Annotated in this window: 13 protein-coding genes; 4 read left to right on the top strand and 9 right to left on the bottom strand. The window is 52.7% G+C overall.

Translation table 11 applies throughout. The features are described 5' to 3' along the window. Nucleotides 1-86 precede the first annotated feature (86 nt). A complete protein-coding gene (locus tag VB712_RS15540) occupies nt 87-956 on the top strand; it encodes an NAD(P)-dependent oxidoreductase (RefSeq protein ID WP_323256329.1) in 870 nt (289 codons plus the stop codon). On the opposite strand, the gene VB712_RS15535 is transcribed toward VB712_RS15540, so the two are convergent. Both VB712_RS15535 and VB712_RS15530 read right to left on the bottom strand, forming a co-directional pair. Next, complete coding sequence (locus tag VB712_RS15535) at nt 941-2,395, bottom strand: aminotransferase class I/II-fold pyridoxal phosphate-dependent enzyme (RefSeq protein ID WP_323256327.1); 1,455 nt, start codon at nt 2,393-2,395, stop codon at nt 941-943. The two genes, VB712_RS15540 and VB712_RS15535, sit on opposite strands and share 16 nt — an antisense overlap. Further along, nucleotides 2,396-4,432, bottom strand: a complete 2,037-nt coding sequence (locus VB712_RS15530; RefSeq protein WP_323256325.1) for a peptidoglycan-binding protein — start codon at nt 4,430-4,432, stop codon at nt 2,396-2,398. A 688-nt stretch (nt 4,433-5,120) separates the two neighbouring features. Between VB712_RS15530 and VB712_RS15525 the strand changes: the two genes are divergently transcribed. Beyond that, nucleotides 5,121-6,329 (top strand): HhoA/HhoB/HtrA family serine endopeptidase, encoded by a 1,209-nt coding sequence (locus VB712_RS15525; protein WP_323256323.1) that lies wholly within the window; start codon nt 5,121-5,123, stop codon nt 6,327-6,329. A gap of 86 nt (nt 6,330-6,415) precedes the next feature. Here VB712_RS15525 and mtnC read toward each other — a convergent pair whose 3' ends face one another. The 5 genes from mtnC to VB712_RS15500 all read right to left on the bottom strand — a co-directional run bounded on the left by mtnC (nt 6,416) and on the right by VB712_RS15500 (nt 11,667). Continuing rightward, nucleotides 6,416-7,099: an acireductone synthase gene (mtnC, locus tag VB712_RS15520; protein ID WP_323256321.1), complete on the bottom strand. Its 684-nt coding sequence runs from the start codon at nt 7,097-7,099 to the stop codon at nt 6,416-6,418. Between the two features lie 20 nt (nt 7,100-7,119). Continuing rightward, on the bottom strand, nt 7,120-8,199 hold the full coding sequence (locus tag VB712_RS15515) for a hypothetical protein (RefSeq protein WP_323256319.1): 1,080 nt from the start codon (nt 8,197-8,199) through the stop codon (nt 7,120-7,122). 58 nt (nt 8,200-8,257) lie between these two features. Continuing rightward, a complete protein-coding gene (prmA, locus tag VB712_RS15510; RefSeq protein WP_323256317.1) occupies nt 8,258-9,145 on the bottom strand; it encodes a 50S ribosomal protein L11 methyltransferase in 888 nt (295 codons plus the stop codon). 131 nt (nt 9,146-9,276) lie between these two features. Continuing rightward, complete coding sequence (gene serA / locus VB712_RS15505; RefSeq protein WP_323256315.1) at nt 9,277-10,857, bottom strand: phosphoglycerate dehydrogenase; 1,581 nt, start codon at nt 10,855-10,857, stop codon at nt 9,277-9,279. Nucleotides 10,858-11,142: 285 nt separating this feature from the next. Beyond that, nucleotides 11,143-11,667: an outer membrane beta-barrel protein gene (locus VB712_RS15500; protein ID WP_323256313.1), complete on the bottom strand. Its 525-nt coding sequence runs from the start codon at nt 11,665-11,667 to the stop codon at nt 11,143-11,145. A 310-nt stretch (nt 11,668-11,977) separates the two neighbouring features. On the opposite strand from VB712_RS15500, the gene VB712_RS15495 reads away from it, so the two are divergent. Then, complete coding sequence (locus VB712_RS15495) at nt 11,978-12,874, top strand: prephenate/arogenate dehydrogenase (RefSeq protein ID WP_323256311.1); 897 nt, start codon at nt 11,978-11,980, stop codon at nt 12,872-12,874. Further along, nucleotides 12,807-13,481, top strand: a complete 675-nt coding sequence (locus VB712_RS15490; RefSeq protein ID WP_323256309.1) for an urease accessory protein UreF — start codon at nt 12,807-12,809, stop codon at nt 13,479-13,481. Before VB712_RS15495 ends, VB712_RS15490 begins: the two co-directional genes overlap by 68 nt. Here VB712_RS15490 and VB712_RS15485 read toward each other — a convergent pair. After that, nucleotides 13,478-14,242 (bottom strand): HEPN domain-containing protein, encoded by a 765-nt coding sequence (locus VB712_RS15485; protein ID WP_323256307.1) that lies wholly within the window; start codon nt 14,240-14,242, stop codon nt 13,478-13,480. The genes VB712_RS15490 and VB712_RS15485 overlap by 4 nt on opposite strands. Next, on the bottom strand, nt 14,226-15,296 hold the full coding sequence (locus VB712_RS15480) for a ParA family protein (RefSeq protein WP_323256305.1): 1,071 nt from the start codon (nt 15,294-15,296) through the stop codon (nt 14,226-14,228). The genes VB712_RS15485 and VB712_RS15480 overlap by 17 nt, the downstream gene beginning before the upstream one ends. Nucleotides 15,297-15,409 lie beyond the last annotated feature (113 nt).

Here is a 15,409-nt window from a genome sequence, read left to right as displayed (position 1 = left end):
TTCAGTCTGAGGATTATCGAGAACTCCTCCTCGCGTTGCTGGCAGAAAATGGCAAAATGGCCCTGAAGAGGTGGAGAATCACAGCTATGGCTCAATCCGTTGCATTTTTAGGTTTGGGGGTAATGGGGGGGTATATGGCGGCCAACTTGGCCAAAGCCGGTTATGCCGTCCAAGGTTGGAATCGCACACCCGGACGGCCAGGGGAGGCAATTTCCGCCGCCGCCGGAGTCACCCTCGCCCCCACTCTAGCCGCCGCTGTCGAAAATGCCGGGGTGGTGATCACCTGTTTGGGGGATGTGCCGGATGTGGAAGCGGTTTTGATTGAGCAGGTGGCTCCTTTGGTTACACCGGGAACGCTGATCATCGATACCAGCACGATTGGCTCGGCAGCGGCACGGGATCTGGGTGCAACGTTAGCGGCTCAGGGTTTGCGTTTCCTCGATGCGCCGGTTTCGGGGGGGGATATGGGGGCGAAACAGGGGACATTAACGATTATGGTGGGGGGCAGTGCGGCGGATTTTGAGGCAGCTTCCCCTTATTTAGGGGCGATGGGCAAAACCATCACCCATTGTGGCCCGGTGGGCAGTGGTCAAGGGGTGAAGATGTGCAATCAAATTTTGGTGTCGATGAATTTGATCGGGATTTGTGAGGCGATGTTGTTAGCTGAAGCGCAGGGGATTGATCCGCAGTTGGTGGTGGATGTGTGCAATCAGGGGGCAGCGGCTTCTTGGGCGTTGGGGAATTTGGGGATGAAGGTGGCCCAAGGGGATTTTGCGCCGGGGTTTATGGTGAAGCATATTTTAAAAGATTTACGTTTGGTGAAGGAGATTGCGGCGGCCCATGCCCAGGAGTTACCGGGAACGCTCTATGCGGATCAGTTATTTCAGGATGTGGCGGCGTTGGGGGGTTTGGAGCAGGGAACCCAAGCGATGATCCGCGCCTACCGGGAGGGTTGAGGGGTGATCGCCTCTAGGGTTTGCAAGGTTGGATCGCTTAATCCCAATAGTTGCGCCCCTAAATGTTTGAGGGTTTGCAGATAGGCGATCGCCTCCTCTGTAATCATTTCCCCCGGCATTAACACCGGAATCCCCGGCGGGTAGGCACAGATTAACGCGCCGCTGGCTTTGCCCAGGGCTTCGGCAAGGGGAAACGCCCGCCGGGGGGCAAAACTGGCGGCACGGGGGGAAAGGATCAGGGGGGGTAAGGGAGGCAACGGTTGGGGGGGGAGAATGGGCAAGGTTCCCGTGGCTTCTGTGCTTAAGGCTTGAAACACTTGAATTAATCGTTGCAAATCCTCCCGCCGACTCCCCAACGTGACGATAAACATTAAATGCCGCTCTAGGGGCAATTCCGCCATCACGCCCCGCGCCATTAACTCCTCATCTAAATCAAACCCATCCCGCCCCAATCCTGCCACAAATACCGTTAAGCGGGTGGGATCAAGAGAGCTAAAGCCTGGCTCAGGGATGGCTGGGGGTTCAAGAAGTGTCACGTTGGGAATTTGGGCCAATTCCCCCGCCGCCCATCGAGCCAGTTTTAGGGTTTTGGCCATGAGCATTGAACCCTCTTCGGCCATCTGCTGCCGCGCTCCATCCAGGGAGGCTAAGAGGAGCGAGTTGGGGCTAGTGGATTGCACCATGGCCAGACATTGCGCCACCCGCTGCCAAGGGAGGCGATCGCCCTGGCCATGGAGCATTGCTGCTTGACTCAACGCCCCTAACACCTTATGGGTAGACTGCACCACCAAATCCGCCCCCAAACTCAGGGCTGAGGGGGGGAGATCGGGGTGAAAACCAAAATGGGGGCCGTGGGCTTCATCGACTAATAACGGGATGCCCTGGCCATGGGCAACCTGGGCAATGGCGGCTAAATCCGTACAAATGCCGTGGTAGGTGGGATAAACCACCAACACCGCCCGCGCATCGGGATGGATGGCGAGGGCTGCCGCCACCGCCGCCGCCGTGATCCCATAGGCTAAATCCTGCTCCGCCCCATAGACCGGATGAATAAACACCGGCCAAGCCCCCGCCAAAATTAGCCCGTTAATAATTGAACTGTGGACATTGCGGGGCAGGATGATTTTGCCCCCCTCGCCACAGGTGGCCAAAATCGCCGCCAACAGGCCGCCACTGGAGCCATTGACCAAAAACCAGGTGCGATCGGCTCCAAAGGTTTGGGCTGCTAAGGCTTGAGCAGAAGCAATCGCCCCCTCCTCCCCCGCTAAATTACCAATCGTGGGCAACTCTGGAAAATCATAGGCCGCTGCTGTTCCCAACAGCGGTTTTAATCCTGCTGGTAGCCCCACACCGCGCCGATGGCCAGGGGTATAAAAGGGGGCATGATCCCACCGGGCCGCCGCTTTTAACGCCGCAATTAACGGCCCCTCCTCAGTCATCTAAGCCGAAAAAATCATAATGCTACCGGAATAGCAGGACACCCACACCTCACCCCGCTCCGCATCGTAGGTAATGCCAATGGGTTTATCATTGACGCTCACGGTTTGCATCACGTCCATCGTGGCGGTGCGCACCTTCGTCATCGTGTTGGAGTGGTAATTGACGACATAGAGGAATTCCCCGGTTTCGGAAAGGATCATGCTGCGGGGAGCGTTGCCGGTTCTGGCCTTGGCGATGACTTTACCGCTGGCCAGATCGATTTTAGCGACTTGGCTTTCCCCGTTGAGACTGCTGTAGAGGTAGCGGCCTGTGGGATCTAGGTTGAGGTGACGGGGCGATCGCCCCACATCCCGAATCCAACCCACCTCAAACGTCCCTAAATTCACCTTGGCAATATGTTGGGAACCCATCACCGCAATATAGGCGGTTTCTGAACGGGCATCGACAACAATCCCCCGGGGATAACGGCCCAACTTCACCCGCTTAATTTCCCGCCCTTGGTTCACATCCACGACACTCAGATCATCAGTACACCAGTTTGTCACCAATACATAGCGATCGTCCGGGGTCGTGGCCACAAATTTCGGCACCGAGCCGACGCGAATCACCTGCTCAATGGCAAAGTTTTGGGTATTGATGCGATAGAGAAAACTGCTATCTGTCCCTTGGGTGGGGGTACATTGATCGCTACCAGGATGATTAAACCCCGTCCCATACATTTGATAATTCGACACCCAAGCATATTGGCCACTGTGGGAAAAACTCGCCTCCACGGGGGAGCCGCGATAGATCCCCGCATATTGGGGATAGCCATATTTTTGCAGATCAACAGTATCAGCAATGGTTTTCACGAGGTTATAGTTGCGATCGTAAACCGTGATGCTGTGGTTATACATCATGTTTTGAGCGAAAAATAGCCCCTGGCCCGAGTGGACAATCGATTTCGGGGCAATATCGCCATAGATGGTTTTACGGTGGGCCATCTCACGGCTGGGAGCCGTGGCGTTAAAGGTTTGGGGTTCTCCGGTAAAGGAGGTTTGCCGGAATGTGGCGGGGGTGGCTCGGTTCGGGGGAACGGTATCAGCGGTAAACCGTTGGCTGCCGTTACTAAAGGACACCGCTAGGCCAATATTGGGCTGTTCCTCGGCCATTTGAGCAATGAACCGCTGACTCGCACGAGCAAAGGGGGTGGCAATGGCCGCTTGGCTCGAAATGGTCTGGGGTCGGGTGGCTGCCTCCCAATCAGCATCGGGGCCAGGGGGTTGAGGCTTAAGGGTAGTCGTCGGGGCTAGGGCTTCCTCTAAACCACTGCCTCCGGTGGTAAACCCCTCCATTTGAAAAGGGGAATTGGCTTCAGGGTTGGCGGTTTCGGCAGCATTGGCGGCTTGGGCCGCCGGAGTTTCTCCTTGGCCCCCCGCTGCAATCTGACGACGGGTTTCAGGCCCCACCACGCCATCAGCGGTTAAGCCATTGGCCTGTTGAAAAGCTTTAACAGCAGTTTCGGTGAGGGTTCCGTAGTAGCCGCTGGTGGGGCCTTGGAAGTAACCCAGTTGTTGTAACTGTTCTTGGATTTGGCGCACCTGGCTATTGTTTTGGCCATATTTGAGCAGGCCTTCGCTCTCCGGGTTGAGGGGGGTGTTGATCGTATTTTTGGCGGCTTCCCCTCCGTAGAGACTGGCTTGGGTGGCGGGGCCGGCAATGCCATCGGCATCGAGTTGATTGACCTGTTGGAATTGTTGGACGGCTTCGGCGGTAATCGGACCGTAATAGCCGGTGATCGGGCCGTTGAAGTAGCCTTTGGTTTTCAGCGTGGTTTGTAGGGTTTCTACTTCAGAGCCGCGATCGCCCGTCTTTAAAGCCAAGGCCATATTCTGCAAGCTCAAACTAAACAAGCCAATGGCCAACAACAGCCACGCCATTGAAGCGAGGCGCAACTGTGCAGAGCGGAGAAAATTGGGCAGCGAAATCGCACCGCAGGGGGGATCGGTGTCAGCCTCAAACACTAAGCTGTAATAGAGGTAGGACAAAGATTCCATAGGGACAGGCTTGGCAGTTTAGGCCATCCTACATCGGGGTTTTCCCTTACGTCCACTGTTTCAATCTGTGGGGAAAAATAAGTTTACAGCCCTTGATAAATGGGTCAAATTTACTAATACAAATTAACCAAAAAATTGCCCTACAAAACTAATATTTAAATACTAAAGTATTAACCAAGGGGGTTATATCGATTCTCGAAAGTGGAGAAACAGATTAAATGCTGAGTAAACAGAAACCGGGTTTCTGTGAGGAGGCTAGGGCAGAATGAGCAGGTGCAAGAAACCCGGTTTCTAGGCTGGGTAAACAGAAACCGAGTTTCTGTGAGGAGGCTAGGGCAGAATGAGCAGATGCAAGAAACCCGGTTTCTAGGCTGGGTAAACAGAAACCGAGTTTCTGTGAGGAGGCTAGGACAGAATGAGCAGATGCAAGAAACCCGGTTTCTAGGCTTGATCCGAGTTGCGTCAAAAACTCTTCATACGCCTGTGACGGCTCTGTGATATCCCCCTCCTACATTAAAGACAAGTAGGGATTACGTGAACTGAACACAACCTCTCACACCCTCCCACCGTTACAGTTCACGACTGACCTTGGACATCATAACAACACCCATAGGAGGGGGGAGGCGTTCCCCCTCTTTTTTTTATCCCACTTCTCCACTGCTCTATTGTTTACCTGGATCAAACCACCATGACCTCATCCTTAACCCCCACAGACCAAGCCGCCGTCACCCAACCTGCCCGCCATCCCTCTGCTTGGAGTCAATTCGCGAAACATCTCTCGTTACTGGCCATGGGGGCGGGCCTCGCTTTAGGGGGGCATTATCTCTATAACAACATCCACAGCCGTGGGGTATCGCAGGGAACTTCGACGGCTACCCTCAACCCCATTGCCCCCCCAGAAGATCCGAAAAATTTTGTTGCTGCGGTGGTGCAACGTACCGGGGATGCGGTGGTGCGCATTGATGCAACGCGCACAGTACAAACCCAAGTGCCGCCCCAATTTAATAACCCCTTTTTCCGTCAGTTTGTGCCGGAGTTGCCCAATGAACAGGTGCAACAGGGTTCCGGTTCCGGCTTCATTACCACCACTGACGGAACAATTCTCACCAATGCCCATGTGATTGAGGGGGCGGATCAGGTACAGGTAACGCTTAAAGATGGGCGGACGTTTACGGGGGAAGTGGTGGGGACGGATCCCGTTACGGATGTGGCGGTGGTGAAGATTGAGGCGACGGACTTGCCGACGGTGGCTTTTGGGGATTCGGAACGGTTGCAATCGGGGGAATGGGCGATCGCCATTGGCAACCCCTTAGGCTTAGATAACACGGTGACAACGGGGATTATTAGCGGCACAGGCCGCAGTAGTTCCCAGGTGGGGGTTCCGGATAAACGGGTGAATTTTATTCAAACCGATGCGGCGATTAATCCGGGCAATTCCGGCGGCCCGTTGCTCAATAGTGAGGGGGAGGTGATTGGCATTAATACGGCGATCATCCGCAATGCCCAAGGGTTGGGCTTTGCCATTCCCATTAACCAAGCCAAGCAAATTGCAGATCAATTGATTGCGACGGGTCGGGCGGATCATGCTTTCTTGGGTATCCAAATGGCTCCCCTCACACCGGAATTGCGGGAATTGGCCCGCACCCAAGGGGGGTTAGAGATTGCCACGGAAACAGGGGTGATTATTCTGCGGGTGATTCCCAATTCCCCGGCCCAACAAGCGGGCCTCCAAGAAGGGGATGTGATCACGCAAATTGCAGGGGAACCTGTGAGCGATCCGACGAAGGTACAGGATCGCATTGCTGAAAGGGCGGTGGGCGATCGCCTCTCGTTGCAAATTGAACGCAATGGCGAACTCCGCGATCTCAACGTCACCATCGGCCGCCTCAACCCGTAGGGGCAAAAAATCTTTTGCCCTCCCATAACCCGTAGGGGCGAAAAATCTTTCGCCCTCCCATACGAAAAACCTTTCGCCCTCCCCCATCATGGGAGGATAATTTCTGCAAAACTGGTGGCGGTTGGATGACGGGTGCTCCCCACCGTTTCCCCCCGCACCAATTGCACCGTTTGGAATCCGGCCCCTTGGGCAGCATCGAGTTCCGCTTCCACATCGGAGAGAAAGAGTAAATGGGCGGGGGGAATGCCCATGGTAGTGGCAATGGTTTGATAGGAAGTCACCTCTTTTTTAGAACCGACGGCGAGATCAAAATACCAATCAAAATAGGGGGTTAAATCCCCCGCTGTGGAATAGCTAAAGAGTAGTTTTTGCGCGGCAACTGAGCCAGAGGAATAGATGCCTAACTTCACCCCTTGGGCTTGCCATTGGGCTAATTGCGGGGGAACATCGGCGTAAATATGGCCTTGAAAATCGCCGTTTTGATAACCCTGTTGCCAGATGATCCCCTGTAATGCTTTGAGGGGGGCAATTTTGCGATCGGCCACAGACCATTGATGGAGCGTGGCGATCGCCCCCGCTAAATCCACCCGTTGCCCCTCCTCCTGCTCGACAATGGCCTGGACTTCCTCAAGAATCGCTAAAATTTCCGGTTGATGAGTGCGATCGCCCAGTTGGGGTAATTGCTCCCGAAAATAGGGGAAAAGAATGTTAAACACAAAATCAATCGCCGTTGTTGTGCCTTCAATATCGGTAATAATGCCTTGAATCATGGGTTTAGGAAAAAAGGGAACTAACGGGTGAGTAAATAAGCGAGGGTTTGACTGTGACGGCTGAGGGTATGACTGCTATACCAACGGTGGGCGCGATCGGCAATATATTGGGCAGTGGGGAGGGAAATTTGGGTATCGGTGAGGGCTGACCAGTAATGGAGATCGGGATAAAGGCCATCGGTGATTTCTGTACCTTTTTGCGCCAAAATGGGCAGCAATCCATGGGCGCAATAGGCGGCATAAACACCGGATTTCCCCAAATATTGCGGCGGAATAAAACTAATAAATCCCGCCATTGATTCACTCATTAGCTGGCTAATTTCCACCGATGGAATCACACCCATGACAGTAATTTCTACCCCTGGCAAGGGGGGGACAGGCATCCCAATAGGCACACCAATATCATAGAGTTCTTTGATTTTTAACACTTGGCAGGCATGGGCGAGGGCCTGGTAATCCCGCTGATACACCAGACGGCGGCTATTGGGATGGCCAAAGACCATTAACCGGGGGGGGCGATCGCCCAAAAGTTTCACCGCTTGCGGCTCCCCCACATTGCTACAGACTGGCAGCGTATAAATGGGGGTGGTGTGGCGTTGGCGCAGTTGGCGCAGGAGGCGGGCGTATTGGTTACGGCTGGTGAGGGCGCGATCGCTCCCCTGAATTAACCGGCTAGCCAGATATCGCTGTCCCGGCGCAAGCCAAAAGGAACTACTCCAAGGAGGCCCATGATCATAGGCATAAACCTCATGAAACATCGTCACCCAACGGCATTGACTGCGGCGATGCCAATAATCCAACCCCTGCCACAGCCACCAGGGGAAACCCCGCTTGGCGTAACCATAACCTTCGTAATGAAGCAACACCGGATCATTGCCCAACTGTGCCACCAAGCCCACCCGACTGCGTTCTAAAATCGCCTTGACCGTAAACCCCTCTAATTCAGCCTCTCCCTGCCATTGGGGATTACCAATCACAAAATCTGTGATTAACCCAAAATCCGCCCGGAGCTTGCGGGCCAAAGCCAAGGAAAAGTCCCCTAAACCGTTAATGGCTGGGGGTAAGGTGGGGACAATTTGGGTGATGTGTTGGGAACCCATGGGCAGCCAAAAAGATCAGGGCGATGGGGATAATCTCGCCCTATCTTAGCCCCTTGCGTTAACCGCGACGCACATTAAAACAACACCATTCCCCCCGCTTCCATAAAGTCGCGATAATCCAGCCATGGGCTTCCAGGACATCAGAAACCTCCTGAGCCTGCTCCAACAAAATGCCACTGAGGATCGCCCAGCCCTTGGGTTTCACCAATTGGGCCATGGTGGGGATCATCTTCATGATCACATCCGCCAAGATATTGCACACCAAGCCATCGACTTGGCCGCCCACCAAATCCATCACCCCTTCAATGCCCATCTGTTCTGCCCGGAGGTGTTCCGGGGCAATTTGGTTCAGTTCCCGATTGGCACAGGTAGCTTGAATGGCCATGACATCGGTATCAATGGCATAGACATGACCCGCCCCCAACAGCAACGCCCCAATGGACAAAATCCCCGAACCGCAACCAATATCCGCTAACACCACATCGGGGGTGCATTGGCTCTCGCGCATTTCCAGGGATTCTAAACAAAGTTGGGTGGTGGGGTGGGTTCCTGTGCCGAAGGCTGCACCGGGATCGAGGCGGAGGACGATGCGATCGCCCTCCGGTGGGGTCAGCCAAGCGGGGCAGATCACAAAGCGATCGCCCACATCTTGAATTTCCCAATGCTCTTTCCAACTACTGGCCCAATCCTCTTCGTTGATCAGTTCCCAAGTGAGGTTAGGTTGGGGGAGTTCAGCGGCGATCGCATCCTGTTGCAACCACAGGGTCAGGGCCGATAAATCCAGCACCGTGATCGTAATTTCCGGCACATAGGCCCGCACCCGCAACCCTTCCGGGCGATGATCCGAGGCCATCCCCTGACAGCCAAACTGCTCCAAACGCCAGAAGATCAAATCCTCTGCTTTGGGGTCTGCAATAATCTGTAATTCCCACCAGCGGTTAGCCATGGATGGTTTTCCTCATGCGTTGAACTTGCGGTTAAAGGGCGTAGGTGGAGGATCCCCCCTGCCCCCCTTAAAAAGGGGGGTTCTGAGTTCAACCCCCTTTTTAAGGGGGTCGGCGTAGCCGGGGGAATCGCCTATAGCGTCACCGTATAGGCATCTTCAATGCCCGGAATACTGGTAATTTCCGCCAATAACCCCTCCGGTAAAGGATCATCCAAACTCAACGCCATCACCGCATTGCCCCGGACAATTTTCCGTCCCACCTGCATACTGGCAATGTTGACATTAAAATTGCCCAACATCGAGCCAATTTGCCCGATAATCCCCGGCATATCCCGGTGAAGCGTAAACAACATATGGCCACTGGGGGGCAGATTGAGCGGGAAACCATCCAGGTTCGTGACCCGAATTTCCCCATCGGATTGCAGCACCCCCGTCACCGAATGCTCCCCAAGGGAACCATGCACCGATAAATGCAACGCCCCGGAATAGTCCGATACGGACGCATCCTTCGTTTCCGTGACATGAATGCCCCGCTCTTTGGCCTCAATAGCCGCGTTAACATAGTTCACCCGTTCGCGCAAAGCCTGGGAAAGCAACCCCTTGAGGGAAGCCACCACAATCGGCTGACTTTGGGCCGTGGCCAAATCCCCTTGGAGGCGCACATTGAAGCGATCGACCCGACCGCCGGCCAATTGCCCCACCAAATTCCCCAAGGTTTCCGCCAATTGCAGATAAGGCTTGAGTTTTTCCATCACGCTCGGAGTCAACCCCGGAATATTCACCGCCGATCGCGCCGGTAAACCCAGCAACACATCGCGGATCTGCTCCGCCACATCAATGGCCACATTCACCTGCGCCTCAGCCGTAGAAGCCCCCAAATGGGGGGTTAATACCACCTGTTCATCGAGTTCCCGCAGGGGAGATTCCGGCAGCGGTTCCGTGGCGAACACATCAAGGGCAGCCCCGGCAATTTGCCCTGATTTCAGCGCATTGTATAACGCCTCTTCATCGACAATGCCCCCCCGTGAGCAGTTAATAATCCGCGTCGTCGGCTTCATCTTCGCCAAAGCTTCCGCGTTGATCAGATTTGCAGTTTCCGGGGTTTTGGGGACATGGAGCGTAATATAGTCCGCTTCCCGGAAAATATAATCAAGATCGACGAGGCGACAACCCAACTGATCCGCCCGTTCAGCGGAAATAAAGGGATCATAGGCGATCAAATTCATGCCCAACGCCTTACCCACCGTGGCCACATGGGAGCCAATTTTCCCCAACCCCACGACACCCAATGTTTTCTTATAGACCTCCGCCCCAACAAAGCGTTTCCGTTCCCAGCCGCCATTTTTCAGAGACATATGGGCGGCGGGGATATGGCGGGAGAGGGAAAGCATCATCGCTAAAGCGTGTTCAGCAGCAGCAGTGGTGTTGCCTTCAGGGGAGTTAACGACGACAATACCGCGACGGGTGGCGGCGGGGATATCGACATTATCCACGCCAACGCCGGCCCGGCCGATGATTTTTAACTGGGTTCCCGCTTCAATCACGGCTTGGGTGACTTTTGTGCCGGAGCGGATCATCAGGGCATCATATTCAGGCATAATCGCCACCAGTTCCTCTGGGGGTAGGCCCGTTTTAACGTCAACCTTGGCCACCTGGGAGAGAATATCAATACCGACTTGATCAATGGGATCAGAAACTAAAACCTTAGCCATAGTGCAGAACTCTAGGAAAATCTGTAACGCTTGAACCGTGTGCAGTGACCATTGTATCGGTAAATGAGGGGCCACCGTTAGCCCTGGGGGCGATCGCTGTCCTTGATGATCAGGGAAGCCGATCCGCGTTAGTGTCCCTATCGCCCCCCATCCTTAAACGGGGTTAATGGGCAATCTCTCGTCATGGGGGAATTTTTTGCGCCCCTCTGGGATCACCCCAAAAAAAACCGGGCATGGCCCGGTTTAAATGTGTTAAAGGAAGAGATGATCGTGAGTTGAGGGCAATTAGAAGCGATAGCCTAAACCTGCTTGGAAACTGAGTGCATCAGCCGTGCTGTTTTCATAGGCATTGATCCCCCATTTACCATCGGTATAGACCATGAAGTTTTCGCCAATGGCAGATTCTGCACCTAACGTTACAACCGCAGCATTGCGATTCCCTAAGGGGCTGGGTTGACCTTGAGATTCTACGAAGGAATAGCCTGCACCGAGGTAAAGGTTCGTATTTTGGGCAATACCGAGATCGTAGGAAACCATGGGCATAATTGCACTGGTTTCTTTCCCGAACAAAATTGCACCTCGCACAGAAACCGGCGTATTTTCAATTTGGTAGCGACCTTGGATGTTCCCGCCTAAGTTAGCCGCATCGCCATTTTGGCCGCCATTGGTGACGTTAGTCGAGACCCCTGCGCCAATATAGGCGGCATCTGTACCCCGTTGTGTAGATTGGGCTTGGGCCAAGTCACTAGAGAGGAGAATAGAGGTAACAGCAGCGAGCAGAGCGGTGGAATGGAAGAGAATGCTTTTCATGGGTTGGATCTCCAGAGCGGTTGGGATTAACTTTCAAATCCTGATGGATTCGAGATAGCTACAATGACCAGTAGGCCAAGGTAAGGTTCCGCAAATCGTCTATTCACCGGCCACTTTTAGAACTGGTACAAATTATCGGCTCATTCCCCTCTTTCACGCTATTTTAAAATAGCTTCCTGATCTAAAAAAACATTCTTAAAGGTTCCTTTATCAACATTTTTTTGGTTTTTCAATCATTAGTAATCTAAACTTAGCGGGTTCAAAAATTGCTCCCCTTCCTCTATGATGGGGCAAAAATTGAGGTTACGCCGTGATTGTTGGCATTGTGGGTTTGGGATTAATCGGTGGCTCTTTGGGGCTGGAGTTGCGATCGCAAGGTTATCGCGTTTTAGGCGTATCCCGTAAAGCCGCTACCTGTGAACGGGCGATGGCACGGGGGGCAGTAGATGGGGCGGCGGTGGATTATGGCATTCTGGCTTCGGCGGATCTGGTGTTCCTCTGTCCTCCCATTGGGGCGATTCCCGCTACCCTCACTCAACTGCTGCCCCACCTTCAGCCCCAGGCGATCCTAACGGATGTGGGATCGGTCAAAGCAAGCATTGTCGAGGCGATCGCCCCCCTTTGGCCCCGGTTTATTGGTGGCCATCCCATGGCGGGTACAGCGGATCAAGGCATTGAAGCAGCCCATTTGGGGCTGTTTCGTGATGCCCCCTATATTCTCACCCCCACCGCCACCACGCCCCCGGACTGTGTAGCGGCAATGACGGCAATCATTCAAGCTCTCGGTAGCCATCTCTACACCTGTAGCCCCGCTGACCATGATCAAGCCGTTGCCGCCATTTCCCATGTACCCGTTTTCGTGAGCGCGGCCCTGATTGCCAATTGTGAGCAGGAACCTGATCCCCAGGTGCGAAAACTCGCCCAAGCCTTTGCCAGTTCCGGGTTTCGAGATACAAGCCGCGTGGGGGGAGGCAATCCAGAATTGGGGCGAATGATGGCACAATACAATGCAACGGCCTTGGGGCGATCGCTCCGCGCCTACCGCGATCGCCTCGACCACCTGATCACCCAATTAGAACAGCAAGATTGGGATCATCTTGAAGCCTTCTTTACCACCACCGCCGCCGCCCGCCCTGCCTATGTTGCCCCCCACAGTCCTCCATCTCCTCCAACTCACCAGCCCGGCCCTGCCGGTGGGGGCCTATAGCTATTCCGAAGGGTTAGAAGCTCTCGTCAATGGGGGGCAAATAACCAACGGGGAAGCCCTACGGGGTTGGCTCGTTCAACAGTTGCGCCATGGCTCGATTCGTATTGATGGAGCGATCTTATTGCGCACCTATGCCGCTGCCCAAGGGGGGGATCACGCTCAAGTTAACCATTGGAATCAATGGTTAGGGGCGATGCGCGAAACCAGCGAATTGCGGCAATCCAGTCAACAAATGGGGCGATCGCTCCTCAAACTGTTTGCCGAAATCGCACCGGATGCCCCGGATTGGCTTGCGGTGTTAAATGATCCTTGCCAATGGGCGATCGCCTTTGCCCTCACCGCTTCCCATTGGCAAATCCCCCCCGACTTAACGCTGTTAGCCTATCTGCAAACCTGGGCCACCCATAGCCTCAATGCCGGGGTGAAGTTAATTCCCTTGGGTCAAACCGAAGGGCAACAGCTTTTACACAGCTTAGGGGCAGAATTGAGCCAAGCCAGGGAAGCCATAACCCAACTTGAGGATCAAGATCTCGACAGTTGCGGCTGGGGTCTGGCGATCGCCAGCATGGCCCACGAAACCCAATACACCCGCCTCTTCCGCAGTTAACTCCCATCATCCAACAACACTTGATGAATACTTTCCACCAGTTTTTCAATAAAATCAACGGCATCCCCGACAAGAATTTTATCAATATTCCATCGGTCGCCAATATTATGAGTTGGATTTATATCAGCTTCATGGGCAATTTTATTCCTGCGGTCAACAATTAAATTGAGTTGCTGCTTAATCTCTTTTGGCTCTTGATCCATCAAAATTGACACTTGATTCCATAGTTGCCGATCTGAGATGCATCTGATGGCATCAGCAATTTTATCTGCCTGCTGAAAACTTTGATAACTCAGGCGTTCCCTGATTTCATTTTCTAACCAATCAGTATGATTGAGCCGATTGAGAATGCTACTGGAGATGACGGGGATCAAAGCTGAAATTGTGTGAGATGTCTCAAGAAACTCATAGCCTTGGGCTTGTTGAATCTCAGCTTCAAGCCAAGCAGCGAGATCAATAGCAGTCAACCGATCTTGACGCGCACCGCCTAAGGATACTTGAAATCGTGAAAATGCGGACTGAGTTGTATTTGCTGAGGGTCTAGGTTCAGAACGTTGGCCGCGATGAATGGCTAACATTCCTAACGTCACTACTTCATGGACATAATAATCCAACGCACTGACGGCAAGAACGAGCGCAGCGCGTAACATATCCGACACATCCAGCGCATCAGTAGCTTGGGCTTTAACGGAATTGTGCAGAGCAATAAGGTCACGAACACGACCGATGCTGATGCGAAATTGGTCAAGCGCTGACTGCATGGGCGGAGCTTGTGGAACTGAGTGCAATAATTTTGTCTGCCAAATCTGAAAAGGTTTTCCGAAACTCTTCCTGTTTTTTCTGATTTGCCTTTAGAATTACACCTGTTTGCTTAAGCTGTTGAGGAGTTAAAGCATAAACTGGGGTTCGATGTTCTTGAGACAGAGCAATTAAACTATTGAAGTTAGAAATTTTTGCCAGAGAAAGGCTATCGTTAATCTCCTGATCCCGGTACATTTGATCAGGTAGCATCATATTACTGCGCTGCAATGTGGGAATGAGCTTTTCACTGACAGCTTTCTCAATCTTTTCAATCCAGGTTTGAAAAGCAACCGTCTCTTTGCCTCGAATAATACGATAGTTTTGGACAATGATCCCCAGAAAGCGCAGATTAATATCCGGAAAAGGGTAATTAGCTTCTCTTAAAATTGGCATTGAACTGGCTGACTTTGCCCAAGCATACCATCTTGGCAATACTTTAACTAAGGAATCAATGGCCATCACTGAAAAAAAATCAGCGGTAGTCGGAACTAAAAAAAAGTCACTGATCATCAGTAAGTTTTGATTGATAGAGCCTAAACTAGGACTCATATCAATCAAAATATAGTCTGCATTAAACTTAGCTGCTGTTTTTTCAAGTAAATCATTAATGGAACCGGGTAAGTTCTTCAGAGTGTGAATAGAGCCACTGAGTTCCTGAGCAATACCTAATGTTACTTCATACTCAGCAAGACCAACATGACCCGGCAATAAAAATAAATCATCTCGACCTTGAATCGGGATACAATCGACAGCTTTAATCGCTCTCGGCTGTGATTCAAAAGCTGGAGCTAAACCCGTTTTTATATTTGAAGATGTGTTATAAATTTCTTGAATGCGAGCTTCATCATCTTCAGTTTCTTCACCCAATGCCATACCTGTCAGGTTACATTGGGGATCACTGTCAACCAGAATTACTTTTTTCCCTTTCGAGGCCAGCATCCAGCCTAGGTTAAAAGTAGTTGTCGTCTTGCTCACCCCACCCTTGTGGTTAAATAAGGCAATTTTTTGAACCATTACACCAAGCCCTGTTTTTACAATCGAGATTACTGGCTATTGAGAACAGATGTTAAAAAGATCAGCAATCCTTTCGACCTCGATTATAGCGTGAAATTTTTCTAAGCGAAACC

Origin of the sequence: Spirulina sp. CCNP1310 (assembly GCF_034932185.1) — a bacterium.
Taxonomy (GTDB): Bacteria; Cyanobacteriota; Cyanobacteriia; order Cyanobacteriales; family Spirulinaceae; genus Spirulina.
The sequence above is the reverse complement of the archived record's forward strand: the minus strand, read 5'-3'. Positions and strand labels throughout refer to the sequence as shown.